General features: G+C 53.7%; 19 protein-coding genes and 2 pseudogenes. 7 read left to right on the top strand and 14 right to left on the bottom strand.

Going from position 1 to position 25,504, the window contains the following annotated elements; translation table 11 throughout:
• Positions 1-37 precede the first annotated feature (37 nt).
• Genes surA through apaH form a run of 5 tightly spaced genes read left to right on the top strand, consistent with a single transcriptional unit; the run spans position 38 to position 4,422 of the window.
• Positions 38-1,333 carry a peptidylprolyl isomerase SurA gene (surA, locus tag GKC68_RS18485; RefSeq protein ID WP_028724659.1) on the top strand — a complete coding sequence of 432 codons (1,296 nt, stop codon included), beginning with the start codon at positions 38-40 and terminating at the stop codon, positions 1,331-1,333.
• Positions 1,323-2,315 carry a 4-hydroxythreonine-4-phosphate dehydrogenase PdxA gene (gene pdxA, locus GKC68_RS18490; protein ID WP_064366196.1) on the top strand — a complete coding sequence of 331 codons (993 nt, stop codon included), beginning with the start codon at positions 1,323-1,325 and terminating at the stop codon, positions 2,313-2,315. The genes surA and pdxA overlap by 11 nt, the downstream gene beginning before the upstream one ends.
• Positions 2,308-3,129, top strand: a complete 822-nt coding sequence (rsmA, locus tag GKC68_RS18495; RefSeq protein ID WP_028724657.1) for a 16S rRNA (adenine(1518)-N(6)/adenine(1519)-N(6))-dimethyltransferase RsmA — start codon at positions 2,308-2,310, stop codon at positions 3,127-3,129. Before pdxA ends, rsmA begins: the two co-directional genes overlap by 8 nt.
• A gap of 3 nt (positions 3,130-3,132) precedes the next feature.
• On the top strand, positions 3,133-3,510 hold the full coding sequence (gene apaG / locus GKC68_RS18500) for a Co2+/Mg2+ efflux protein ApaG (protein ID WP_028724656.1): 378 nt from the start codon (positions 3,133-3,135) through the stop codon (positions 3,508-3,510).
• 54 nt (positions 3,511-3,564) lie between these two features.
• Positions 3,565-4,422, top strand: a complete 858-nt coding sequence (gene apaH / locus GKC68_RS18505) for a bis(5'-nucleosyl)-tetraphosphatase (symmetrical) ApaH (protein ID WP_342656390.1) — start codon at positions 3,565-3,567, stop codon at positions 4,420-4,422.
• Between the two features lie 56 nt (positions 4,423-4,478).
• On the opposite strand, the gene folA is transcribed toward apaH, so the two are convergent.
• The 3 genes and pseudogenes from folA to GKC68_RS18520 all read right to left on the bottom strand — a co-directional run bounded on the left by folA (position 4,479) and on the right by GKC68_RS18520 (position 7,478).
• The gene (gene folA / locus GKC68_RS18510; protein ID WP_028724654.1) at positions 4,479-4,961 is read right to left on the bottom strand and encodes a type 3 dihydrofolate reductase; all 483 of its coding nucleotides are present in this window, start codon (positions 4,959-4,961) and stop codon (positions 4,479-4,481) included.
• Between the two features lie 232 nt (positions 4,962-5,193).
• The gene (locus tag GKC68_RS18515) at positions 5,194-6,333 is read right to left on the bottom strand and encodes a porin (RefSeq protein ID WP_028724653.1); all 1,140 of its coding nucleotides are present in this window, start codon (positions 6,331-6,333) and stop codon (positions 5,194-5,196) included.
• A 202-nt stretch (positions 6,334-6,535) separates the two neighbouring features.
• A pseudogene (locus tag GKC68_RS18520) lies at positions 6,536-7,478 on the bottom strand (LysR family transcriptional regulator).
• A gap of 95 nt (positions 7,479-7,573) precedes the next feature.
• Between GKC68_RS18520 and GKC68_RS18525 the strand changes: the two are divergent.
• Positions 7,574-8,631: pseudogene (locus tag GKC68_RS18525) on the top strand (SDR family oxidoreductase).
• Between the two features lie 181 nt (positions 8,632-8,812).
• On the opposite strand, the gene GKC68_RS18530 reads toward GKC68_RS18525, so the two are convergent.
• The 9 genes from GKC68_RS18530 to ribF form a co-directional block, all read right to left on the bottom strand.
• Entirely contained in the window at positions 8,813-9,712 is a 900-nt protein-coding gene (locus GKC68_RS18530; RefSeq protein ID WP_263793420.1) for an antimicrobial resistance protein Mig-14, read from the bottom strand.
• A gap of 679 nt (positions 9,713-10,391) precedes the next feature.
• Positions 10,392-13,622 (bottom strand): carbamoyl-phosphate synthase large subunit, encoded by a 3,231-nt coding sequence (carB, locus tag GKC68_RS18535; protein WP_047713572.1) that lies wholly within the window; start codon positions 13,620-13,622, stop codon positions 10,392-10,394.
• A gap of 13 nt (positions 13,623-13,635) precedes the next feature.
• Positions 13,636-14,784: a glutamine-hydrolyzing carbamoyl-phosphate synthase small subunit gene (carA, locus tag GKC68_RS18540; RefSeq protein WP_014606611.1), complete on the bottom strand. Its 1,149-nt coding sequence runs from the start codon at positions 14,782-14,784 to the stop codon at positions 13,636-13,638.
• 469 nt (positions 14,785-15,253) lie between these two features.
• Complete coding sequence (gene dapB, locus GKC68_RS18545; RefSeq protein ID WP_047715019.1) at positions 15,254-16,069, bottom strand: 4-hydroxy-tetrahydrodipicolinate reductase; 816 nt, start codon at positions 16,067-16,069, stop codon at positions 15,254-15,256.
• 210 nt (positions 16,070-16,279) lie between these two features.
• Positions 16,280-17,230 (bottom strand): 4-hydroxy-3-methylbut-2-enyl diphosphate reductase, encoded by a 951-nt coding sequence (gene ispH / locus GKC68_RS18550; protein ID WP_013024566.1) that lies wholly within the window; start codon positions 17,228-17,230, stop codon positions 16,280-16,282.
• On the bottom strand, positions 17,211-17,681 hold the full coding sequence (gene fkpB / locus GKC68_RS18555) for an FKBP-type peptidyl-prolyl cis-trans isomerase (RefSeq protein WP_028724651.1): 471 nt from the start codon (positions 17,679-17,681) through the stop codon (positions 17,211-17,213). Before fkpB ends, ispH begins: the two co-directional genes overlap by 20 nt.
• Positions 17,682-17,684: 3 nt before the next feature.
• Positions 17,685-18,188, bottom strand: a complete 504-nt coding sequence (gene lspA, locus GKC68_RS18560) for a signal peptidase II (protein ID WP_013024564.1) — start codon at positions 18,186-18,188, stop codon at positions 17,685-17,687.
• Positions 18,188-21,007, bottom strand: a complete 2,820-nt coding sequence (gene ileS / locus GKC68_RS18565; protein ID WP_047715021.1) for an isoleucine--tRNA ligase — start codon at positions 21,005-21,007, stop codon at positions 18,188-18,190. Before ileS ends, lspA begins: the two co-directional genes overlap by 1 nt.
• 29 nt (positions 21,008-21,036) lie before the next feature.
• Positions 21,037-21,963, bottom strand: coding sequence for a bifunctional riboflavin kinase/FAD synthetase (gene ribF, locus GKC68_RS18570; RefSeq protein WP_264228140.1), 927 nt, complete (start codon positions 21,961-21,963; stop codon positions 21,037-21,039).
• A 317-nt stretch (positions 21,964-22,280) separates the two neighbouring features.
• Between ribF and rpsT the strand changes: the two genes are divergently transcribed.
• On the top strand, positions 22,281-22,544 hold the full coding sequence (gene rpsT, locus GKC68_RS18575; protein ID WP_006117633.1) for a 30S ribosomal protein S20: 264 nt from the start codon (positions 22,281-22,283) through the stop codon (positions 22,542-22,544).
• 372 nt (positions 22,545-22,916) lie between these two features.
• On the opposite strand, the gene nhaA is transcribed toward rpsT, so the two are convergent.
• A complete protein-coding gene (gene nhaA / locus GKC68_RS18580) occupies positions 22,917-24,095 on the bottom strand; it encodes a Na+/H+ antiporter NhaA (RefSeq protein WP_028724648.1) in 1,179 nt (392 codons plus the stop codon).
• Between the two features lie 259 nt (positions 24,096-24,354).
• The gene (gene dnaJ / locus GKC68_RS18585; protein WP_028724647.1) at positions 24,355-25,497 is read right to left on the bottom strand and encodes a molecular chaperone DnaJ; all 1,143 of its coding nucleotides are present in this window, start codon (positions 25,495-25,497) and stop codon (positions 24,355-24,357) included.
• Between the last annotated feature and the right edge of the window lie 7 nt (positions 25,498-25,504).

Consider the following 25,504-nt stretch of genomic DNA (forward strand, 5'->3'; position numbering starts at 1 on the left):
GGCAATCCCGCAGTGCGGAACCAATAATGGATAAAGTATGAAGAACTGGAGAATGCTGATTCTTGGTGTGGCGCTCAGTGCCAACACCGCGTTCGCAGCACCACAAGTGGTTGATAAAGTTGCAGCTGTAGTGAATAACGGCGTGGTCCTTGAGAGTGACGTGGACAGCATGATGAGCACCGTTAAATCTCAGGCGAAGCAGGCAGGTCAACAGTTGCCTGATGACAAGACGTTGCGCCATCAGATCCTCGAACGTGAGATCATGGATGCGATCATCCTGCAGTTAGGTGATAAAGCCGGTTTACAGATTACCGATCAGCAACTGGATCAGGCTATTCAGAATATTGCCGCGCAAAACCGCATGAGCGTTGATCAGCTGAGAAGCCGCCTGGCTTATGACGGGATGAACTACAACACCTATCGCGCTCAGATCCGTAAAGAGATGCTGATCTCTGAAGTGCGTAATAATGAAGTCCGCCGTCGTGTCACTATCCTGCCGCAGGAAGTCGATACGCTGGCGCAGCAGGTCGGCGCTCAGAATACCCAGGGCACTGAAATGAATATCAGTCATATCCTGCTGCCTCTGCCGGAAAACCCTACCCAGCAGCAGGTTGACGATCAGGAGAAGCTGGCAAAACAGCTGATAACGGAACTGAAAGGTGGCGCAGACTTTGGCAAGCTGGCCGTGACCTACTCCGCCGATTCTCAGGCGCTGAAGGGCGGCAACATGGGCTGGGCAAAAATCGAAGAGCTGCCTACTCTTTTTGCTCAGGCGCTGACCACAGCGAAGAAGGGCGACATTGTTGGCCCTATCCGCTCAGGCGTGGGTTTCCATATCCTGAAGGTGAACGATCTGCGCGGCGAGAGCAAAAACGTCTCTGTTACCGAAGTGCATGCGCGCCACATCCTGCTGAAGCCGTCTCCGATTATGACTGACGATCAGGCTCGCGCTAAGCTGGAACAGATTGCTGCAGATATTCGCAGTGGTAAGACGACCTTTGCCGCGGCCGCCAAACAGTACTCCGACGATCCGGGTTCGGCTAATCAAGGCGGCGACCTGGGATGGACATCGCCAGAAGTGTTTGACCCGGCATTCCGCGACGCGCTGCTGCGTCTGAAAAAAGGCGAAACCAGTCAGCCGGTCCACTCCTCTTTTGGCTGGCATCTGATTCAGCTGCTGGATACGCGTCAGGTGGATAAAACCGATGCCGCCCAGAAAGAGCGCGCTTACCGCATGCTGTTTAATCGTAAGTTTGCGGAAGAAGCGCAAACCTGGATGCAGGAACAGCGCGCCGGGGCTTACGTGAAAATCCTGGATAACAATGCGCAGTGATTTTCGTGTGGTGATCACGCCCGGCGAACCCGCCGGGATTGGTCCCGATCTTGCCGTTCAACTGGCTCAGCGAGCCTGGCCTGTTGAGCTGGTTGTGTGTGCATCTCCCCAGCTGTTGCTGCACCGTGCCGCTCAGCTGGGTTTGCCGTTGACGCTGCGCGTTTACGACGCCGCAGGTGAACCCGAACCGCAACAGGCTGGCACGCTCACCGTCCTCCCCGTTGAAATACCGCAGCCGGTCACGCCTGGCATGCTATGCGTCGCCAACAGCCACTATGTGCTGGAAACCCTGGCACGCGCCTGCGACGGATGTTTATCTGGAGAGTTTTCTGCCTTAATTACTGGCCCCGTTCACAAGGGCGTAATTAACGACGCGGGCATTCCGTTTACCGGACATACCGAATTTTTTGCCGAGCGCGCGGGCGCGCAGCGCGTAGTGATGATGCTGGCCACCGAGCAACTGCGTGTCGCGCTTGCCACTACGCATCTGCCGTTAAAAGATGTTGCTGGTGCCGTCACCCAGGATTGTCTGCATGAAGTTATCACCATTCTGCATCAGGATCTTAAGCATAAATTTGCCATTGCTCAGCCGCATATTTTTGTCTGCGGACTGAATCCCCATGCCGGTGAAAGCGGCCACATGGGGCGGGAAGAGATAGACACGATCATCCCGGCACTCAATGCGCTGCGCGAGCAAGGCATTCAACTCACCGGTCCGCTGCCTGCGGATACGCTGTTCCAGCCTAAATATCTGCAACACGCCGATGCGGTGCTGGCGATGTATCACGATCAGGGGTTACCGGTGCTTAAATTTCAGGGATTTGGTCGGGCAGTTAATATTACCCTCGGCCTGCCGTTTATCCGTACCTCAGTCGACCACGGCACCGCGCTTGAATTAGCCGGGCTGGGTCAGGCTGACGCGGGCAGCTTTATCACGGCGCTTAACCTCGCCATCACTATGATCAAGAGCAGTAATGAATAATCGCGTCCATCAGGGGCACTACGCCCGTAAACGTTTCGGGCAAAACTTCCTGAACGATCAATATATTATCGACAGCATCGTCTCCGCTATCCATCCACAGCGCGATCAGGCAATAGTGGAAATCGGTCCGGGTTTGGGTGCGCTTACTGAACCCGTGGGCGAACGCCTGGACAGTTTAACCGTGGTGGAGTTAGATCGCGATTTGGCTGCACGCCTGCAAACTCACCCGTTTTTAGGGCCTAAGCTGACGATTTTCCAGCAGGACGCCATGACGTTTGACTTCGCTGCGCTGGCCAAAGAGAAAGGTCAGCCGCTGCGGGTCTTCGGTAACCTGCCATATAATATTTCGACCCCGCTGATGTTCCATCTGTTCAGCTATACTGGTTCGATTAAAGATATGCACTTCATGCTGCAGAAAGAGGTGGTCAATCGTCTGGTTGCGGGTCCCGGCAGCAAAGCCTATGGTCGTCTGAGCGTAATGGCTCAATACTATTGTCAGGTGATTCCGGTGCTGGAAGTACCGCCGCACTCCTTTACCCCGCCCCCAAAGGTGGACTCGGCGGTTGTGCGGTTAGTCCCTTATATGACACCGCTTCATCCGGTCAAAGATGTGCGTATTCTGAGCCGCATTACCACTGAAGCATTCGGTCAACGCCGCAAAACGCTGCGTAACAGCCTGAGCCACATGGTCGTTGCTGGCGCACTGGATGAGCTGGAAATCGACACCAGCCTGCGGGCTGAAAATGTTTCGGTCGCCCAGTATTGCCAGTTGGCCAACTGGCTGGCAGATCATCTGGATCAACCCCAGGAGTAACCCATGAGTGAACCGGCCCGCGTATCGCTGCACGTACAAAGTCTGTATGTCGCCTCACAGTCCTCACCGGAAGATGAGCGCTATGTCTTTGCTTATACCGTCACGATTCGCAATTTAGGCCGGTCCTCAGTGCAACTGCTCCGACGCTACTGGCTCATCACTAACGGCAACGGCCGTGAGACGGAAGTTCAGGGTGAAGGCGTCATAGGCGAACAGCCGCATATTGCACCGGGAAACGAATATCAGTACACCAGCGGTGCTGTTCTTGAAACCCCGATGGGCACCATGCAAGGTCACTATGTGATGGTCGATGAGCAAGGCGATGAATTCCACGTCGAGATCCCGGTATTCCGCCTCGCGATTCAAACCCACATCCATTGATACTGGCGCCCTTCGCCCGCCTGGCGGGCGACTGTCTGAGTTGGATAATCCTCTATGAATACTTACCTGATTGGCGACGTTCACGGTTGTTATGATGAATTACGTGCTTTGCTGAACCAGGTCAATTACGATCCCGATCAGGATACCTTATGGCTGACGGGTGACCTGGTGGCGCGAGGGCCCGGATCGCTGGAGGTTCTGCGCTACGTAAAGTCATTAGGTGACAGCGTCCGTCTGGTGCTGGGTAATCACGATCTGCATTTGCTGGCCGTTTATGCCGGAATCAGTCGTAATAAACCCAAAGATCGCCTGACACCGCTGCTGGAAGCGGAAGATGCCGATGACCTGATTAACTGGCTGCGTCGCCAGCCGTTGCTGCAGGTCGATGAAGAGAAAAAGCTGGTGATGGGCCATGCCGGCATTACGCCTCAGTGGGATCTTGATACAGCACAACAGTGCGCACGCGAAGTGGAAGCCGTGCTGTCCAGCGACAGTTACCCACTGTTTCTTGACGCGATGTACGGCGACATGCCGAATAACTGGAATGAATCCCTGACCGGCCTGTCCCGCCTGCGTTTCTCGACCAATGCGCTGACTCGTATGCGTTTCTGCTTTCCTAACGGTCAGCTAGACATGATCTGCAAGGATGCGCCGGAATCCGCCCCGCCGCCTTTAAAACCCTGGTTCATGATTGAAGGCCCGGTCGCACGCGACTACACCATTGTTTTCGGTCACTGGGCGTCGCTGGAAGGGAAAGGCACGCCAGCGGGCATTATCGGTCTGGATACCGGCTGCTGCTGGGGTGGGAACCTGACGCTCCTGCACTGGGAAACCCAACGCTACTATGTTCAGCCATCGAACCGTCAGTTGTCCGTACCGGACGATCTTACTCCGCCATCGTCAACCCGCTAACACGCAGCCATAAAAAAACGCCTTGTCACAACAAGGCGTTTTTTACTGCGCGTAAATTAACGACGGCGTTCGAGGATCTCAAAGCAGTAACTGTGCGAGTTCTGCTCATCTGCATCATGAAACTCACTGAACGTGGAGTGCCACTCATCCGGCTCGTAATCCGGGAACTGCGTGTCGCCTTCCACTTCCGCATCAATGTGGGTCAGATAAAGACGGTCGGCGCGCGCCAGCATCTGCTCATAGATGCGGCCTCCGCCAATGACCATGATCTCTTCAGCCTCATCCGCCGCACTGATGGCATCGTCCAGCGACGTTACCCAGGTTACGCCTTCGGCACTGCCCGGCTTGCTGCTGACCACAATGTTGAGCCGGCCAGGCAGCGGACGACCAATAGATTCAAAGGTCAGTCTGCCCATAATAACTGGCTTTTTCAGTGTGTTGCGCTTAAACCACGCCAGGTCTGCAGGCAGGTCCCACGGCATGGCGTTTTCCATTCCAATAATGCGATCTGCTGCTAATGCCGCGATAAGACTAATCATGTTAAAAGGCTCGCTGAAAAAAATCAGGCGCCATGATACGTAAAGGTTAAACCTTCGTCGATAGCAGGAACGGGCTTCTTAAATAAAGCGGCATTGACACCGCCTTTCCGAGTTTGTACAGGGTTTTACTCGGTTAAAGGTGCGGTTGCTGCCCGTAAATCGCCAGATAATGACGTGAATACGTGATAAACAGAGGGGCTAAAACGGCTCCCGCAGGAGCCGTCGAAGGTCATCAGAAATCGTAGCGGAAGCGAACCAGATTCATGTCGCCCTGATTATCTGTGCTGGAAGTGAAGACGTGCTCATAATCCACGCGGAAACCGTAGTCCAGGAACAAGGTCACACCCAGGCCATTATCAATGCGCTGGTAGTTACGGCCATTCACGTATTCTAAACGGTCACCCATCACATAAGGCTGAACGGCTTTGACACCATATTGCGCCACCGGGATTTTGTATCCGGCGTAATATTCGATGCCCCAGGCATCGTCCGCAAAATAGTTATTCACATTGCGCTGTTTGGTCGTGAGGAAGTTTTGATACCAGCCACCGCCTGCTGACAGTGTCCAGTTACCCGGCGTCCAGCTCAGTGCCGTGCCAAAAATGTTTTGGTCATAATCTTTATTGTTGCCCGTGACCGGATCACGCATGCTGGCACGCGTGTAGTTCCAGGCCGTGCCCCATGCCAGTGTTGGCGTAATGTTGTAATTCACACCCAGAGAACCGCCGCCCTGACGCTTATAGCGCAGTCCATTGCCCGGCAAATACTCGTTATCGCTAAACAGGTAAGAGGCATAAAGGTCAACAGCACCATAACTGTTTTTGTATTTCAGCTGCTTGCGAGAGCGGTATGAACCGTCGTAATCACCGTTAATGCCGTTCCCCGGTGCCTGTGCCAGCATGTCGTAATCCCAGATATCCGTCTTGGCACCCACAACGTCGTAATAAACGCTGTTCTGCTGACCGAAGGTCAACTGGCCCCAGGTTTTACTTTTCAGGCCGGTATAGAGCTGGCGGCGCGTGGTTTCATGCGCACCTTCAGCGTAGTGATTATCCCAGTTGAATACGGCCGGAATGTTAACGCCCAGCTCGTAGTAGCTGGTCCAGCTGATATCGTCAAACAGGTAGTAATCCGCGCTAAAGCGGAAACGTGAACCACCGTCAAAGCCATTACGCTTATAGGATTTATCATTCACGCCGGTTTGATGGTTAAACTGAGGACGAATACTGCCACCGAATTTAAAATCGAGACGGCTAAGGGGATCGCCTGCTTGTGGGTCTTGTTTGACAAGAGTGATTTCAGCCTGGCTGGAAAAAGACGCCAGAGCCAGGAGTGCAGCCACTGCACTCAGTGAAAAAGAACGCGCTTTCATTGTTATAACTATCCTGTTTACGCTCTAATAATGAGCGAGCCGGATATTACAGCGGTCAATGTCAGTCTGGTAGTTTTTTGGATTATAGATTTGTGCGAATGAGCAGATTGGGCATGATTGGCTAAAAATTAAATCAAATTTATTTGAGATTGCTGCCGCTTACCCCAGTATGAACGGGTTGATACAGCGCCAGTGGGCCGCATCAGCAGCCTGACTGAGAATGCGTTACATCGCCGGTCTTCCCTCTGACTGTGAGCCGTATTGAGTTTGCCCCTGGCAGATCGACCAGCACTTTTTCGATTAACGCGACGATGCCTCTTACCCTGGGAGGGATAAAGCGCGCATCCGGGAAAACGGCATACACAAAGCGATCGGGATAGCGATACGCTGGCAACATCCTGATAAGCGAGCCGGATTTCAACGCCTCGGTTGCAAGGGGTAATTGCATATCGCCTACACCGATCCCCGCCTGCAACGCCTGTAATAACCCTTCACTGCTATTGGCCCTGAGCTGTCTTTACGGCCAGTTCCAGTGTTTCATCGCCCCTGGCAAGCCGCAATGGCGCAGACTCGGCAATGCTGCTGAAACGCACGTGCGGTTGGCATATCAATGCATCCAGTGAATTGAGCGGCGGGAAATCCGGTGATGCGAAAAGCGGTGTTTCAATACGCGCAATTTTCCGTGCCGGATACACTTCCGGCGCATCCTGAGTAAGGCGGAACGCCACATCCACGCCTTCTCTGGCCAGGTCGGATATCCTGTCATCAAGCGAGAGCGTCAGATGCAAACCCAGATTCGCTTTTTGCAATCCGAGCAGATGGGGAAGAAACAAACGCCCTAATCCGCCCGGGAGTTGAACGTTTATCTTGCCCTGCCATTGCTGTGCGACAGGGGATAGCTGGTTCTCGACCGCCATTGCCTCAAGTATGGGCTGCATCTTACGCCGGTAATATTCTCCTTGCGCTGTCAGTATCCTCACCCGCGTCGTCCTGTGCAGCAGCACTACGCCGAGTTCAGCCTCAAGCGCGGCGATCTGCTGGCTGACCGCAGACTGTTTGATATTCAACTGGCGTGCTGCCTCAGAAAAAGACCCCGCCTCAGCCACGCGTAAAAACGTTCGAATAGCATTGAGCTTGTTATTCATTTACGCATTTCTCTTATAAGTGACATCAGCTTTCGGGGATACCGGCAAAAAACAATTTATAGCAGGCTGTCTGCAACCAAACTGGAGGACAAAAAATGTCACAGAAGCCTCAATCTAAAGTCGCACTGGTTGCGGGTGCAAGCGGTATCGTCGGCAGCAAACTGGTTAAAACGCTGTTGCAGAATGAATGGCAGGTTATTGGATTGTCTCGCGCAGGAGGCGCTGACCGTGGCACGGTGCCGTTTGTTAATGTCGATCTGCTCAATGAAAAAGACACTGCGCGCGCCCTCAAGCCCCTTCGGCACGTTACCCACATTTTCTACAGCGCCTGGCTTAATGCCGCGAGCTGGCGGGAAATGGTTGAACCTAACGTCACCATGTTACGTAACCTGGTCACTCAGGTTGAGAACGTGGCTCCGCTGGAAACGGTGAGCCTGATGCAGGGCTACAAAATTTACGGCGCTCATCTTGGCCCGTTCAAAATCCCCGCCAGAGAAAGCGATGCCGCTATTCCCGCCGCCGAGTTCGATATGGCGCAACAGGACTGGCTGTGCCGCTTTCAGCATCATAAAACCTGGCACTGGCATGCACTTCGTCCTGGCGTTGTCGGCAGCGCGTTAACCGGCAGTACCATGAATCTTGCGCTGAGTATCGCGATATACGCTTCACTGTGCAAAGCACAAAATCTGCCCCTGCGCCTTCCAGGGTTGCAGCGCACCTGGCACAGCATTATCGATCACACCGATGATAGCGTATTGTCTGCCGCCACCTTGTGGGCATCGACCGCATTCTCCGCCAGGAATCAGGCATTTAACATCAATAACGGTGATATCTGGCGATGGTGTGAGCTCTGGCCCCTCATTGCAGGGTGGTTTGAACTGGAGACGGCGCCCCCGGTTGCGTTGTCATTTCAGCAGCTTTTCGGCGATTACTGCAGGACATGGCATGCCCTGGCGGAAAAAAACAGCTGGTTGAGGCTGACATCATGAGGCTGAGTGACGGTCAGTTCGCCGATTTTGTCTTTAGCTGGGATTACGATATTTTTGGTGATGGCAGCAAACTGAGGCGGGCAGGGTTTACCGAATTTTGCGCCACGGATGAGATGTTTATCCGCCTGTTTACTCAGTTCAGGATGGCGAACATTATTCCCTGAGGCATGCAGCGAGCCATTTTCCCCTGCCGCAGCGCTGGCAGGGAAGCATTGATCAATCGCGCTTCGCAGGCAAAAGCCGCCCACGGGAGCGGAAAAACAGGGCCATCAGGCACCAGGTCGAATCACGCTAAACTTGCTTCACGACGCAGAGGTATGTCAACGCGCCGACAGAAAGGATCAATCAGATGATGACCCGGCCGTTATTAACCGAATGGCACCAGCGGTTTTTATAGTCTCCGGACATCGAACCGTAGGAGTAATGAAGAGGAAGCTGCTTTTCTGCTGCTTCCTGATACAAGGCTGTCAGGTTCTTCCACATCAGCATTGTCCCCACCGCGCCAGCATTGCTGTCTATCCGGTAGCCAATATTAATAAAATCAACGAACATCCCGGCACTGCTCGAGACAGAAAGCAGGAGCTGCAGTGCAACAGGTTCATTATGCAGGAACATCATATAGCCTTTGAAACAGGGCTGAAACTCCCGGAAAAACGCTTTATTAATGGCCCTCTCCGCGATGACCTGATTGCGTCTCGCCTGATAGAGAATCTCAAACACCTCAAAAATATGTTCCCCGTCAAGCTGGCTGACATTGAGAAAACTCCCCCCGTCATTGAGAAACTTTCTGAGCTCTCTCTCCCGTGTCGAGACCGTTTTACGGGAAAAGTCGGCGACAGGGCTCTTGGTAAAAGCGGCATGGCTCTTACTAAACAGGCTATAGGAGGTATTGAGGAAGCGATGACGCTGCAAATGATGTAGCGACTTGCACCGGAAAGGCAAAAGCACCTTTTTCGACGCCTCGTTGCAAAACGGCACATAGACAGACGTTGAGGGGGCAAGTAGCGCGGGAAGCGAACGCTGCCGATGTCTGCCATCGTTGGCAAGCCAGCCCTTTTCAACGCAGACGCTCCCCATCGTTTTCCCTTTCCTTTGATAAGAATAAAAGTCAAAGGACTGCCCACATCGCATTTTAAAGGCAATAAATTCCGGTGCGGACTCGCAGTTATAACCAAAATTATTACAGGCTCTTTGATAATCATCAAAAGAGCACTGCCCCCATCTGAAAAACTTGGGAATAAACATGTCAGGCGCTAACTCTTAATCAAGCATGTAAACTTCAGAGAAGCGAATGGGTTCTCTGGGTATGTAAACCATGAAAAATACAGGGTATTTTAAAGTTAAGCGCTGCGGCTGAACAGGTGATTATCGAGCACTGTAAGCAGTAATGCGGGTTTGTTTAAACTCGGTTGAGTAACGGTCAAATAGCGAAAATACAGTAGAACTGTTAAGAAACAGATCGTAAATAATTAAAAATATTAATGAGTATTTAAACATCAAGGCATCAATATTGAAAAAACAATATTTAATTAAAGTCTGTTCACTCAGAAACGTTCATGATCCTGAAAAGAATATTAAAAAATATCGGTTTATTCGAAATGTCGCGCTGACCTGAGAATCGCCGCTCAGAAACAGGGTTCATCCCGTTCTGTTGGGAGCAGACTACTTTCTGACCAACCCCAGACTCACCAAGCATTCTAAAGGCGATGCCGTTTTTACAAGCGGCGCTTGCCGCAGGCAGTTACAGCCTCCACGCTGCCTGCTAAGACAGAAACGCACTCAGCGGAGGGTGATCTTTACCCGTGCCTGTAGAACTGCTCAGTTCAGGCCCGATCTCTCAAAAAAAAGCCCCTGCGAGGAGCGTTAAGCCAGCACACTGGCAAATCGTCTCACCGCAGGGGCTATTACCGCCACTCAGCCAGCGCTATTTATGCGCAAGGATCTGCGCATGCATTTCCTGTACTGAAATCACTTTTTCAGTCGGGTCGGCGTTTAACGCCATGGCCGTAGCAAAACCCCCGTTTAGCGTAGTGTCGTAATGAACTTTGTATTGCAGCGCACTACGACGAATCAGCTTGGAGTCTTCAATCGCCTGGCGGCCTGCCGTGGTATTCACGATGTAGGCATATTCGCCGTTTTTCAGCCGGTCCTGAATATGTGGACGACCTTCGTGAACCTTGTTTACCAGACGAGGATTAATGCCCGCTTCTCCCAACACCACAGCGGTGCCGTGAGTGGCATCCAGCTCAAAGCCAAACTTCTGCAACTTCGCGGCCAGGTCCACGATACGTTTCTTATCGCCTTCACGTACCGACAGCAGCGCGCGTCCGGTTTTCTTCATGTTGCTTTGCGCACCCAGCATCGCTTTGGCAAAGGCCTCTGCAAAGGTGCGGCCCACGCCCATAACTTCACCGGTTGAGCGCATTTCTGGCCCCAGAATGGGGTCGACGCCCTGGAACTTGTTAAACGGCAGCACCACTTCTTTGACAGAGTAGTAAGGCGGAATCACCTCTTCGGTGACGCCCTGTTCTGCCAGCGTTTTGCCTGCCATCACGCGTGCGGCGACTTTCGCCAGCGGTACGCCCGTCGCTTTTGACACAAAAGGAACAGTACGCGCAGCACGTGGGTTAACTTCAATCAGGTAGACTTCATTGTCTTTCACCGCGAACTGCACGTTCATTAAGCCGCGAACGTTCAACTCAAACGCCAGCTTTTCAACCTGCTGACGCATGACGTTTTGAATATCCTGGCTCAGTGTGTAGGCCGGCAGAGAACAGGCCGAGTCACCTGAGTGAACGCCTGCCTGCTCAATGTGCTCCATGATGCCGCCGATCAGTACACGCTCACCATCACAGATGGCATCCACATCGACTTCTACAGCATCGTCAAGGAAGCGATCCAGCAAGACAGGCGCATCGTTAGAAACCGACACCGCCGTCTGAAAATAACGCTTCAGGTCTGTTTCGTCGTAGACGATTTCCATCGCACGTCCACCCAGCACGTATGAGGGACGGACCACCAGCGGATAACCAATCCCGGCAGCTTTTTCTACCGCCTGCTCCAGGGTGGCAACGGTGGCGTTGGCAGGCTGCTTCAGGTTCAGGCGGTCAACGGCCTGCTGGAAGCGTTCGCGGTCTTCTGCCCGATCAATCGCATCCGGGCTGGTCCCGATGACCGGTACGCCAGCGGCTTCCAGTGCGCGAGCCAGTTTCAGCGGCGTCTGACCACCGTACTGCACAATCACCCCTTTCGGTTTTTCAATGCGGACGATTTCCAGCACGTCTTCAAGCGTTACCGGCTCGAAGTAAAGGCGGTCAGAAGTGTCATAATCCGTGGAGACGGTTTCCGGATTACAGTTCACCATGATGGTTTCGAAACCGTCTTCCCGCAGCGCCAGTGCCGCATGAACACAACAGTAGTCAAACTCAATGCCCTGGCCGATACGGTTTGGTCCACCACCCAGTACCATGATCTTGTCACGATCCTGATGAGGATTCGCTTCGCACTCTTCCTCATAGGTAGAGTACATATAGGCGGTATCGGTCGAAAATTCTGCCGCGCAGGTATCCACCCGCTTGTAAACCGGATGCAGATTGTGATGCTGACGTAGCTTACGAATTTCACCTTCTGCCACGCCCACCAGTGAGGCCAGGCGCGCATCGGCAAAACCTTTGCGCTTCAGCGTACGCAGGAAATCAGCGCTCAGCCCGTTCACGCCTTCTCGCGCCACCTGCTCTTCAAGGCGAACCAGCTCTTCAATCTGCACCAGGAACCAGCGGTCAATATTGGTGAGATTAAATACGCCGTCCACCGACATCCCCGCACGGAAGGCATCGGCGATGTACCAGATCCGATCGGAACCGGCATCTTTCAGCTCACGACGGATACGGGTTAAGGCTTCCGCATCGTCAAGGTGGACTTTCGGATCAAAACCATTCGCGCCAACCTCCAGGCCGCGCAGCGCTTTCTGCACCGACTCCTGGAAGGTACGACCAATCGCCATGACTTCGCCCACTGACTTCATCTGCGTGGTCAGGCGGTCATTCGCACCAGCAAACTTCTCAAAGTTGAAGCGAGGAATTTTTGTGACGACATAATCGATTGAAGGCTCAAACGAGGCCGGCGTCCGTCCACCGGTAATGTCGTTCATCAGCTCATCGAGCGTAAAGCCAACCGCCAGTTTTGCCGCCACTTTCGCTATCGGGAAGCCGGTTGCTTTTGAGGCCAGCGCCGAGGAACGTGACACGCGCGGGTTCATCTCGATCACGATCAGACGACCGTTTTTCGGGTTCACCGCAAACTGTACGTTGGAGCCACCGGTTTCCACACCAATCTCACGCAGCACCGCCAGCGAGGCGTTACGCATAATCTGGTACTCTTTGTCGGTCAGCGTCTGCGCGGGCGCAACCGTGATGGAGTCGCCCGTATGGATCCCCATGGCATCAAAGTTTTCAATTGAGCAGACAATGATGCAGTTGTCGTTTTTGTCACGCACCACTTCCATCTCATACTCTTTCCAGCCAATCAGCGACTCGTCAATTAACAGCTCGTTGGTTGGGGAAAGGTCGAGGCCGCGTTCACAGATCTCTTCAAACTCTTCGCGGTTATACGCAATACCGCCGCCGGTGCCGCCCATGGTAAAAGACGGACGGATAATGCAGGGAAAGCCCACATCGGCCGCCACTGCCAGCGCTTCATCCATGGTATGCGCGATACCGGAGCGCGCGGTATCCAGACCGATGCTTTTCATCGCCACGTCAAAACGACGACGGTCTTCTGCTTTATCAATAGCGTCTGCGGTTGCACCAATCATGGTGACGCCAAATTCTTCCAGCACGCCCTGACGCTCCAGCTCCAGCGCACAGTTCAACGCCGTCTGGCCGCCCATGGTGGGCAGCACCGCATCCGGGCGCTCTTTTTCAATGATTTTACGTACCACTTCCCAGTGAATCGGCTCAATGTAGGTTGCATCGGCCATTTCCGGGTCGGTCATAATGGTGGCCGGGTTGGAGTTCACCAGAATGACGCGGTAACCCTCTTCCCGCAGGGCTTTACACGCCTGTGCACCGGAATAGTCGAATTCGCAGGCCTGACCGATCACAATCGGACCGGCACCAAGAATCAGGATGGATTTTATGTCTGTACGTTTTGGCATGATTAGCTCCTGATTACTTTGCTTTCGAACGGAATGCGTCAATCAACTCAATAAAGTGGTCAAACAGCGGTGCAGCATCACCCGGTCCCGGGCTGGCTTCCGGATGGCCCTGGAAGCTAAACGCAGGCTTATCGGTACGGTGGATGCCCTGCACCGTCTTATCGAACAGGGAAATGTGCGTCACACGCAGGTTCGCAGGCAGATTCGCCTCATCCACCGCGAAGCCGTGGTTCTGCGCCGTGATCATGACGCGGTTGTTATCCAAATCTTTAACCGGATGGTTGCCGCCGTGGTGTCCCAGCTTCATTTTGACGGTTTTCGCGCCGCTGGCCAGGGCGAGCAGTTGGTGGCCCAGGCAAATACCGAACACCGGGATATCGGTTTTCAGGAAAGCCTGAATCGCCTCAATGGCATAATCGCAGGGCTCAGGATCGCCAGGGCCGTTAGAGAGGAAGATACCGTCCGGATTCATCGCCAGGACCGTTTCTGCTGGCGTTTTGGCCGGCACCACGGTCAGGCGGCAGCCGCGGTCCACCAGCATACGCAGAATGTTGCGTTTCGCGCCGTAATCATAAGCGACGACGTGGTAAGGCAGTGCTTCTGCCTGTTTCTGTTCGGGCAAATCCCCTTCCAGTGTCCAGCTCCCCTGCTGCCAGGCATAGGTTTCAGCCGTCGTCACTTCCTTCGCCAGATCCATGCCTTTCAGGCCAGGGAAAGCCTGCGCTTTTTGTAAGGCCAGAGCCGCATCCAGATTATCACCTGCAATAATGCAGCCGTTCTGCGCGCCCTTTTCCCGTAACAGTCGCGTCAGCTTGCGTGTATCAATATCGGCAATCGCCACGATGTTATTGCGCTGCAGATAAGCCGATAAGCTTTCTTCGCTACGGTAGTTGCTGGCAATCAGCGGCAGGTCACGAATGACAAGGCCCTGCGCATGGATTTGACTGGATTCTTCATCGGCGGCGTTAGCACCAACATTGCCGATATGGGGATAAGTGAGAGTAACAATCTGGCGGGAATAGGAGGGATCAGTGAGGATTTCTTGATAACCGGTCATTGACGTATTGAAAACGACTTCCCCCACTGCCGACCCTGTAGCCCCGATGGCCCGACCGTGGAATTGGGTTCCGTCTTCCAGAACCAAGAGCGCTGACTTAATCAAAACATCCTCCAGGGAATAAACAGTCACAATATCTGCATATTAATTCAAAATAGTGATCTGAATCAATGCAAAAACTGCCTGAGTGGTCAATTTTTGGCAAATTGCGCGCATTCTAATGATCGTCCTGATACTTGTCCACCCTGAAGCAACATTTTTAACATCTTTTCAGGCTCAGAGTGAAAATGAAGAGGATAAGCGTTAAAAACAGGGGTAAACACAGCCGAATAAACGTTTGCCGATCGCAGCCGATGTTTATTCCGGGAAAACCACCTGCTAATTTTGACCAAATGGTCAAAATTAGCAGGTTTACTGAGAATTAAAAGGAAGAAAAATACGACTTTTATTCATCACAATGAAAAAACAGGCCAAAGTGACTATTTTTTAGATAAAATTAAGGGCAATCAAAAAATTGCCCTTCTCAATCAAGTTATTAGCGATTGAAATCACCACATCACACAGGTAAAACTCATTACAAACTTGATAAATCCAGCACATCACGCATATCGTAAAGCCCGGTTTTATTCTCACTCACCCAAATTGCAGCCTTCACAGCGCCATTGGCAAAGGTCATGCGACTGGACGCCTTGTGCGTTATCTCTATGCGTTCCCCTTCGTCGGCAAATAACGCGGTATGCTCTCCGACAATGTCTCCTGCCCGCACAGTGGCAAAACCAATGGTATTCGCTTTGCGCTCACCGGTATGGCCCTCACGGCTGTAAACAGCATGCTCATCCAGTTTCCAGTCCATCGCCTCTGCAATCGCCTCGCCCATCGCCAGCGCCGTGCCAGAGGGCGCATCCACCTTGTGGCGATGATGCGCTTCAATAATTTCTATATCCGCATAATCGCCCATCACTTTGGCGGCTTTCTCCAGCAGCTTCAGGACCAGATTAACGCCTACGCTGAAGTTAGCGGCAAACACAATGCCAATATCCGCCGCCGCGTCGCGAATCGCTGCCTTTCCGGCGTCATCAAAGCCTGTGGTACCGATGATCATGGCTTTTCGGTGCTCACGACAAATGGCAAGGTATTCCAGCGTTCCTTCCGGGCGGGTGAAATCAATCACGACGTCAAAATCATCGACGACGGTGCGTAAGTCATCTCTCAAGGTCACGCCAGCGTGGCCGATACCGGCCAGTTCACCTGCGTCGCTGCCGATCAACGAGGATCCCGGTCGGGCCAACGCTGCGCCCAACTCAACGCCTTCCAGCTGAGCAACCGCCTGAATCAGATTGCGCCCCATGCGCCCCGGCGCGCCCACGATGGCAATGCGGATATTCTTCATATTTATTCATTCCTAAAACAAATCTATGCATGCAAGCGCAATCAGGTTAACCATCAGATAACAACTGCGCCACTCTTTCTCGGGGATAATAAGAATTTTTATGCCAGGTGGGACGGATTATCAGTAAAAGCAATTTCCGCCGCCGTCACCCGGTCTGAAAAGCAAAAAGGCCGAACAGAGTCGGCCTTTTCATTGCTTCACGTGTGCGGATTACTGCACGTTGCGGACGTCAACCCGCAACTCTTTGGGCACTTCAAACACTATGTTTTCTTCCCGCCCTTCCAGCACTCTCGCTTCTCCACCGCCCAAGGCCTGCAGGCGACTAATCACGTTCTGAACCAGAATATCGGGAGCCGAAGCGCCCGCCGTTACGCCAACACAATCGACAGAAACCACCCACTCAGGCTGAATGTCCGCCGCATCATCGATCAGATACGCCGCTTTGCCCATGCGCTGGGCCAGCTCGGCCAGGCGATTGGAGTTAGAGGAGTTTTTCGATCCCACTACCAGTACCACATCGGCCTGCTCGGCCATCGCCCGCACGGCTTCCTGTCGGTTGGTGGTGGCATAACAAATATCGTCTTTACGTGGGCCCACGATTTTCGGGAAGCGAGCGCGCAGCGCATCAATCACTTCCGACGTGTCATCCACCGACAGCGTCGTCTGGGTCATAAAGGACAGGCGGTTGTCATCTTTAACGTCCAGCTTCCAGACGTCGTCCGGCGACTCCACCAGGTACATCCCACCTTTAGGGTTATTGTACTGCCCCATGGTGCCTTCCACTTCCGGATGCCCCGCATGGCCAATCAGCACCGATTCTTCACCCCGACGGCTGGCGCGGGCCACTTCCATATGCACCTTGGTCACCAGCGGGCAGGTGGCATCAAAGACGGTGAGATCACGCCCTTTTGCTTCATTGCGTACCGCCTGCGAGACGCCGTGTGCAGAGAAGATCAGGATAGCGCCATCCGGCACTTCCGCGATCTGCTCAATAAAAATCGCGCCGCGCTGGCGCAGGCTGTCCACCACGTAGCGGTTATGAACCACTTCGTGCCGGACGTACACCGGCGCACCAAACAGCGTCAGTGCGTTTTCAACAATGCTGATGGCGCGATCGACACCTGCACAAAAACCCCGTGGATTAGCCAGCAGAATTTGCATTGTTCGCCTCCAGTACCGGATCGATATCCAGCACTTCAATATCAAACTGAACGCGGTGGCCTGCCAGCGGATGGTTGAAATCCACGGTGATGGAATCACCGGAAATCTCGCGAATCACGCCTGGCATTTCACTGCCGCCCATTCCGGTAAACAGCATGATGGCGCCAATCTCAGGCTCTCCCGTGTCAATAAAATCACGGCGGGAAAAGTACTGGATAAGATCGGGGCTGACGCTACCAAACGCGTCCTCTGGTGCCAGCGTGAATTGATGTTTTTCACCCGGCTTCAATCCCAACAGTGCCTGCTCCAGCGCGCCGGACAGGCTACCGTCGCCGAGACGAAACAGCGCCGGTTTACCGTTGGCACGGGTGGATTCCGCCACTGAGCCGTCTTCCAGCTTCATGACGAAATGCAACAATACCGCGCTGTCGCCCTGTACAGACTCAGTCATGGTTTACCCTTTTTTAACCTGCTTGCTGGAAGGATTGAAAAAGCCCTCCAGCACCACCAACGCGGCCCCAATACAGATGCCGCAGTCAGCGATATTAAATGTAGCAAAGTGCCAGTTACCGACGTAGAAATCGATAAAATCTACCACAAAGCCATGATATGAACGGTCAAACAGATTGCCCACTGCGCCGCCAATGATTAAGGCATAGGCGATATTGGCGATCTTCTGACTGGCGCTGTTGCGGTACATCATGACCAGCAGCGACACCACGATCGCCAGGGCAATGCCGGCAAAGAACCAGCGCTGCCAGCCGCCTTTATCCGCGAGGAAGCTGAACGCCGCGCCATAGTTATGCGCATAGAACAGGTTAAGGAACGGCATCAGCGGCTGCGTTTCATGCAGCATCATGTTGTTCATGACCCACTGCTTGCTGACGAAATCAACAACGATAACAACCAGCACCAGCCACAGCCAGCGCAATCCGGTGGAGAAAACAGGTCTACTCATCAGGCAAACTTACGCTCTTCGCCGTTGCCGGCTACGTTGGTGTAACAGCGACCGCACACCGCAGCGTGCTCCGGATTCTGACCGACGTCAGTCGTGTAGTGCCAGCAGCGCGGGCATTTCTCGCCTTCTGCTTTATGCAGGCCGATTTTCAGACCTTTTACTAGTTCACTCTGCTGCGCATCAGCATCAGCCTGGGCGTAATCAGCGACCTGAGCACCGGAGGTCAGCAGCACAAAGCGCAGCTCATTACCCAGAGCCTTCAGCTTCGCCGCCAGTTCGGCATCAGCATACAGGGTTACGGAAGCTTCCAGCGCGCCACCAATGCGTTTATCGCTACGTGCCTGCTCAATCACCTTGTTCACTTCACCGCGTACTTTCAGCAGTTCGGCCCAGTAGGCATCGTTCAGCGCTTCGTTTTCCGGCAGACCAAACAGACCGGTGTACCACTCTTCAGTGAACACATACTTCGCCCGTTCGCCCGGCAAATAGCCCCAGATCTCATCGGCCGTGAAAGACATGATCGGTGCCATCCAGCGCACCAGCGCTTCCACAATGTGCCACAACGCAGACTGACAGCTACGGCGCGCCAGACTGTCACCTTTTGCGGTGTACTGACGGTCTTTGATGATATCCAGATAGAAAGAGCCCATCTCGATGGAGCAGAACTGCATCAGGCGCTGAATCACTTCGTGGAAATCGTAGTGCTCGTAAGAGGCGATGATATCCGCCTGTGCCGCCTGCGCACGTCCCACCGCCCAGCGATCGACCACCACCATCTCTTCCGGTTTAACCAGATCGGTGGCCGGGTTAAAGCCGCTCAGGTTGGCTAACAGGAAGCGCGCGGTGTTACGAATGCGACGATACGCGTCCGCAGAGCGTTTCAGGATTTCATCGGATACCGCCATCTCACCCGAGTAATCGGTAGAAGCCACCCACAGGCGCAGAATGTCCGCACCCAGCTTGTCCATAACATCCTGCGGCGCAACGGTGTTACCTATGGATTTGGACATCTTGCGGCCCTGACCATCGACGGTAAAGCCGTGCGTCAGTACCTGACGATAAGGCGCTTTGCCTTTCATCGCGGTCGAGATCATCAGCGACGACATAAACCAGCCACGGTGCTGATCTGACCCTTCCAGATACATATCCGGCGTATTGCCGCCAAATTCCGGGCGCGCATCCACGACAGAGTAGCTGGTTGATCCTGAGTCAAACCAGACGTCCAGCGTATCCGGTACCTTAACGTAGTTATCGGCATCGTCGCCCATCAGGTCGCGCGGATCGAGATCCCACCATGCCTGGATGCCATCCTGCTCAACGCGCTGCGCCACTTTTTCCATCAACGACAAGGTTTCCGGGTGCAGTTCTTCGGTTTCTTTATGCACGAACAGCGCCATCGGCACGCCCCAGGTACGCTGACGGGAGATACACCAGTCAGGGCGGTTGGCAACCATGGATTCAATACGTGCCTGGCCCCAGTCCGGGATCCACTGAACGCCTTTGATCTCCTGCAATGACTGAGCACGCAGGCCTTTCTGATCCATGCTGATAAACCACTGCGGCGTGGCACGGAAGATAATCGGCGTTTTATGGCGCCAGCAGTGTGGATAGCTGTGCAGCAGTTTTTCAACGTGCAGCAATGCGCCTTTCTCTTTCAGCAGCTCAACGATCATATCATTGGCTTTAAAAACGTTAACGCCGTCGAGTCCCGGATACGTACCCGGCAGGTAGGCACCATCAGGGCCGACCGGGTTAGCCGTTTCCAGACCATATTTCTGACCAATCACGTAGTCATCTGGGCCGTGGCCTGGCGCGGTATGAACAGCCCCCGTACCGGCGTCCAGCGTGACGTGCTCACCTAATACGACTTTGGACTGAATCTGCTCAAGCAGAGGATGCTGGAACAGCTGCAATTCCAGGGCCGCGCCCTGACATTCGCCCAGTACGGTCCAGTCGCTGACGCCCGCACGTTTCATGACGCTCTCAACCAGATCTTTTGCCAGGATCAGGCTACGTCCTGCAATCTGCACCAGCTGATAGGTGAACTCGGGATGCAGTGAAATTCCGCGGTTAGCCGGAATGGTCCACGGTGTGGTCGTCCAGATCACCAGCGAAACCGGGCCTTCTGAGGCGGTCACACCGAAGGCTGCGCGCGCCCTGTCCGCATCAACGGCATTGAACATCACATCGATGGAGGGAGAAGTTTTGTCGTAATACTCCACTTCGGCTTCCGCCAGAGCAGAACGGCAATCCATGCACCAGTGCACCGGCTTGGCGCCTTTGTGCAAGTGGCCATTGCCGATGATTTTACCCAGCGCACGAATGATATTGGCTTCGGTGGTGAAGTCCATGGTGAGGTAAGGACGATCCCAGTCGCCCAGCACGCCGAGGCGAATAAAGTCGGCTTTCTGCCCTTCAACCTGTTCGGCGGCATACTGACGGCAGGCGGCGCGGAATTCGGCGGCGCTGACTTTTTCGCCCGGCTTGCCGATCATCTGCTCAACTTTATGCTCGATAGGCAAACCGTGACAGTCCCAGCCCGGCACATACGGCGAGTCGTAACCTGCCATGCCTTTAGACTTCACAATGATGTCTTTCAGAATCTTGTTAACAGAGTGACCAATATGAATGCTGCCGTTTGCATAAGGAGGGCCATCATGCAGGATAAAGGTTTTTTTCCCTTTCTTGGCTTCGCGGATGATGCCGTACAGATTGTCATCATACCAACGTTGCAGCATTCCCGGTTCGCGTTTGGCCAGATCGCCACGCATGGGGAACCCCGTTTCCGGCAAATTCAGGGTTGATTTATAGTCACTCATCAGATTCTCGATTCCGTTTTTCGCTCAGGTTACAGACCAAAAAATTGTCGGGCCGTTACCGTATCTTTCGCAATTTGCTCTTTCAACGCATCCAGTGAAGCAAAGCGCTGCTCGTTTCGTATTTTCTGCTTCAACACCACATCAATGTGGCGACCATAGAGATCCATATTGATGTCCAACAGGTGAACTTCAAGCTGTTGGCGCAAACCTTTTACCGTCGGGCGGGTGCCGATATTGGCAACGCCAGGCAGGGGTTGTGGCCCCAGCCCATGGACTTCCACCGCATAAACGCCTTTAACCGGCGACACGCAGCGGCGTAAAGGAAGATTAGCCGTAGGGAACCCCAGCGTGCGTCCGAGTGCATCACCGTGCACGACGCGCCCAGAGATACTGAATGGATGGCCCAACAGTGACTGCGCCAGCGCTAAGTTGTCCTCGGCCAGTGCCTGACGCACCGCCGTGCTGCTGATGCGCTTACCGCCATCACAAAAGGTTTCTGTGCTGACCACATCAAAACCATACTGGGCGCCAGCTTTCTGTAATAACAGGAAATCCCCCTGACGACCAGCGCCAAAGCGGAAATCATCCCCGACGGCAAGATAGTTCACGCCCAGCTTGTTCACCAGCAGTTCGCTGATAAAACTCTGCGCAGACAGCGCGGCAAAGCGATGGTCAAAACGCACGCACACCACGGCGTCCACGCCAATTTCTGCCAGATATTTTAGCTTTTCTCGCAAGCGAGTGAGCCTGGCGGGTGCGCTTTCGCCCGCAAACAGTTCAAGCGGCTGGGGTTCAAACACCATCACCATCACTGGCAGGTTACGTTTCCGTCCCTCTTCCAGCAACCGCCCCATCAGCGCCTGATGACCGCGGTGCACACCATCGAAATTACCAATGGTCAAAACGCAGCCGTGATGCTGCGCGTTAAGATTATGAATACCGCGGATAAACTTCATGGCTGACTCAAACCGGTGGAAATCGGCGGATTATACCCTCGAAAGGCGCCAAGGTTAACCCGTGAACACGCCTTTCATGCGTTACAGGCCGTATTTACTGCCTTGCAAAGCCGCTGAGAGAATTTTGTTGCGAAATACTGTATTCAGGGAGCGGAAGCTGGTAGAATCTTGCGCCATCAAATACGTAACCGAGTGTCATACAGGTTATCACTTGTAAACGACGCTTATTTGCACAAATCCATTGACAACAGAAGGTCCAAAAGGCATAGTCCTCGGCCTTTGATTTGTCTCTATCGAACATATTTGGGAGTTGGACCTTGGCTAATATCAAATCAGCTAAGAAACGTGCCGTAACATCTGAGAAACGTCGCAAGCATAACGCAAGCCGTCGCTCTATGATGCGTACCTTCGTTAAGAAAGTATACGCGGCGATCGCTTCAGGCGACAAAGCTGCTGCGCAGAACGCATTTAATGAAATGCAACCAATTGTGGACCGTCAGGCTGCTAAAGGTCTGATCCACAAAAACAAAGCTGCACGTTATAAAGCAAACCTGACTGCACAGATCAACAAACTGGCTTAATCGCCATTTGTTCATCGCTTTGTTGAAAGAACCGGCTCTGAGCCGGTTTTTTTATGTCCGCGATTTACGCCCTGCGCCTTTTCGTTCTGCCTTGCCCGACGGCCCGCTCGCGCGTGCTCTTAGTATTAGCCTGTCTGCCTCGCTCCGTATCGAGAGTGCCTTCTCTTGCACGCTGGGCCGGATGCGCGCAGACAATAACGTTGTGCCTCCACCTTCCTTTGGTCCGAATAAGCGCCTTTACGCCCTGTCACCGCATCCTGACTCTTTTCACGGCGTGACCGTCTCTTCTCCCTTGAGCGGTTTGTGAGGGCAGAGGCCTGGTGATTCCCGCGCTCGCCTGACCTAAAAAAGGAGGCTTACGCCTCCTCTCGTTTAGCGCAGCTTAAATCGCAACAGGGTATACCCCAGCACCGCTGAGAGCAGTGAACCGCTAAGGATACCCAGCTTAGAGAACGTCACTAATTGCTCGTGGGCAGCGTCAAAGGCCAGTGAACTGATAAATATCGACATGGTAAAGCCAATGCCGCACAGCACGCCAATCGCCATGATATCGCGAATAGTCGTGCCGCCAGGCAAGGCTGCCAGCCTCAGCTTCACCGCCAGCCAGCAAAACAGCGTAATCCCCAGCGGCTTACCGATTAACAGACCCAGAATGATGCCCAGCGGCTCCGGCGACAGCACGTCGCCAAAGGTGATGCCCGTCAGCGAAATGCCAGCGTTAGCAAAGGCAAACAGCGGCAGAATCAACCAGTTCACCCACGGCATTAAACCGTGCGCAAGGTGTTCCGCTGGCGAATGGCCGTTTTTCTCTTCCAGCGGGACAAAGAAGCCCACGACCACGCCCGCCAGCGTGGCATGGACGCCCGATTTCAGCACGGCCGTCCACAGCACCATGCCGACCAGCATATAGATGGCGATATTTCGTACGTTACACCGGTTCAGTATGGCCAGCACCACGATAGCGCCTGCCGCTACGCAGAGCGAGGTCACTGAAAGATCATTGGTATAGAACAGCGCAATAATGATAATCGCACCCAGGTCATCGATAATCGCCAGCGCCATTAAAAAAACCTTCAGCGCCGTCGGAACCCTGCTGCCCAGTAACGCCAGCACGCCGAGTGCAAAAGCAATATCGGTCGCAGTAGGAATCGCCCAGCCGTTACGGGCAATCTCATCGCCGTGGTTAAACAGCAAAAAAATCAATGCAGGGGCAGCCATTCCGCCTAATGCGGCAATGACCGGAAAGATGGCCCTGTCGCGGCTGGCCAGCTCACCCGAAATGAGCTCACGCTTCACCTCCAGACCGATCAGCAGGAAGAACAATGCCATCAAGGCGTCGTTGATCCATAACAGCAGATTTTTACTGATATCCAGTTCACCGAAACGAATTTGTACGGGTGTTTCAAGCAGCGCCTGATAGCCCTGAGCGGTAGACGCGCCATTGGCGAGAACCATGGCTACCACTGCGGCTAATATTAATACCATGCCATTGCTGGCATCACTCTCAATGAAACTTTTTAGTAAATGCTTGATACGACGAGGTTTTGACAAAATGCACTCCTCCTGAGCAGAAAACACAATGCGGAGCAGTGTAACGACTCACCAGAGCTGATAAAAAGCTTATTTATCCGCTTTTACACAATATTGAAATTTTGGCTACATCAAAGAGATGAATTAAGGCATGAAGAAAAGTGCGACTGAAAATGCAGCAGGCAAGGTAAAGCGGCTTGTTAGTATGACAGCGCTACGATTGCGAAGATAAAAAAAGCGGAGAGTCTCCTCTCCGCGTTGAACTTTTGCTTTTGGACGATTAACGCGTCAGGTCGTCAAAAAATTTCTTCACGCCGTCGAAGAAGCTTTTGGAGCGCGGACTGTTATGCTCGCCGCTGGGCCCACCAAAGCTCTCTTCCAGCTCACGCAGCAACGCTTTCTGCTTGTCATTGAGGCTGACAGGGGTTTCCACCACCACACGACAAAGCAGGTCGCCTACCGCACCGCCGCGCACCGATTTCACACCGCGCCCGCGCATGCGGAACAGCTTACCGGTCTGCGTTTCCGCCGGGACTTTCAGCTTCACGCGACCGTCCAGCGTCGGCACTTCAATCTCGCCACCCAGCGCGGCCATCGCGAAGTTAATCGGCACTTCGCAGTAGAGGTTGTTCTCTTCACGCTCGAAGATCGGGTGTTTTTTCACCGTTACCTGCACGTACAGATCGCCCGCCGGTGCGCCCTGCTCACCGGCTTCACCCTCGCCGCTCAGACGAATACGGTCGCCCGTATCCACACCGGCAGGAATTTTTACCGACAGGGTTTTCGATTTCTCTACGCGACCATGACCGTGACAGGCATTGCACGGATCTTTAATCACCGAGCCGCGACCATGACAGGTCGGACAAGCCTGCTGTACGGTAAAGAAGCCCTGACGCATCTGTACCTGGCCTGCACCATGACAGGTTGAACAGGTTTGCGGTTTGGTGCCCGCTTTGGCACCGCTGCCGTGGCAAACGTCACACTCTTCCAGCGTCGGTATACGGATCTCTTTGGTCACGCCGCGAACCGCTTCTTCCAGCGTCAGCTCCATGTTGTAGCGCAAATCTGCACCACGGGCTGCGCGCTGACGGCGGCCACCACCAAAGATGTCCCCGAAAACGTCGCCAAAGATATCGCTGAAATCTGCACCGCCGCCGCCAAAGCCGCCGCCGTATCCGCCACCGCCCATACCACCTTGTTCAAAGGCAGCATGGCCATACTGATCGTAGGCCGCACGCTTCTGAGGGTCGGTCAGAATCTCGTAGGCTTCTTTCGCTTCTTTAAATTTGGTTTCAGATTCTTTATCACCGGGATTGCGGTCCGGGTGATGTTTCATCGCCAGGCGCTTGTAAGCCTTTTTGATTTCACGCTCGTCAGCAGATTTGGCGACGCCTAAAATCTCGTAGTAATCACTCTTCGCCATGTATTTA

This window comes from Pantoea sp. RSPAM1, from assembly GCF_038816185.1.
Lineage (GTDB): Bacteria > Pseudomonadota > Gammaproteobacteria > Enterobacterales > Enterobacteriaceae > Pantoea > Pantoea ananatis.

What these genes read in the sequence shown, in the direction of transcription:
- surA (WP_028724659.1), top strand. Translation starts at nt 38, where the DNA reads ATGAAGAACTGGAGAATGCTGATTCTTGGTGTGGCGCTCAGTGCCAAC.
- pdxA (WP_064366196.1), top strand. Translation starts at nt 1,323, where the DNA reads ATGCGCAGTGATTTTCGTGTGGTGATCACGCCCGGCGAACCCGCCGGG.
- rsmA (WP_028724657.1), top strand. Translation starts at nt 2,308, where the DNA reads ATGAATAATCGCGTCCATCAGGGGCACTACGCCCGTAAACGTTTCGGG.
- apaG (WP_028724656.1), top strand. Translation starts at nt 3,133, where the DNA reads ATGAGTGAACCGGCCCGCGTATCGCTGCACGTACAAAGTCTGTATGTC.
- apaH (WP_342656390.1), top strand. Translation starts at nt 3,565, where the DNA reads ATGAATACTTACCTGATTGGCGACGTTCACGGTTGTTATGATGAATTA.
- folA (WP_028724654.1), bottom strand. Translation starts at nt 4,961, where the DNA reads ATGATTAGTCTTATCGCGGCATTAGCAGCAGATCGCATTATTGGAATG.
- GKC68_RS18515 (WP_028724653.1), bottom strand. Translation starts at nt 6,333, where the DNA reads ATGAAAGCGCGTTCTTTTTCACTGAGTGCAGTGGCTGCACTCCTGGCT.
- GKC68_RS18530 (WP_263793420.1), bottom strand. Translation starts at nt 9,712, where the DNA reads ATGTTTATTCCCAAGTTTTTCAGATGGGGGCAGTGCTCTTTTGATGAT.
- carB (WP_047713572.1), bottom strand. Translation starts at nt 13,622, where the DNA reads ATGCCAAAACGTACAGACATAAAATCCATCCTGATTCTTGGTGCCGGT.
- dapB (WP_047715019.1), bottom strand. Translation starts at nt 16,069, where the DNA reads ATGAAGAATATCCGCATTGCCATCGTGGGCGCGCCGGGGCGCATGGGG.
- ispH (WP_013024566.1), bottom strand. Translation starts at nt 17,230, where the DNA reads ATGCAAATTCTGCTGGCTAATCCACGGGGTTTTTGTGCAGGTGTCGAT.
- fkpB (WP_028724651.1), bottom strand. Translation starts at nt 17,681, where the DNA reads ATGACTGAGTCTGTACAGGGCGACAGCGCGGTATTGTTGCATTTCGTC.
- lspA (WP_013024564.1), bottom strand. Translation starts at nt 18,188, where the DNA reads ATGAGTAGACCTGTTTTCTCCACCGGATTGCGCTGGCTGTGGCTGGTG.
- ileS (WP_047715021.1), bottom strand. Translation starts at nt 21,007, where the DNA reads ATGAGTGACTATAAATCAACCCTGAATTTGCCGGAAACGGGGTTCCCC.
- ribF (WP_264228140.1), bottom strand. Translation starts at nt 21,963, where the DNA reads ATGAAGTTTATCCGCGGTATTCATAATCTTAACGCGCAGCATCACGGC.
- dnaJ (WP_028724647.1), bottom strand. Translation starts at nt 25,497, where the DNA reads ATGGCGAAGAGTGATTACTACGAGATTTTAGGCGTCGCCAAATCTGCT.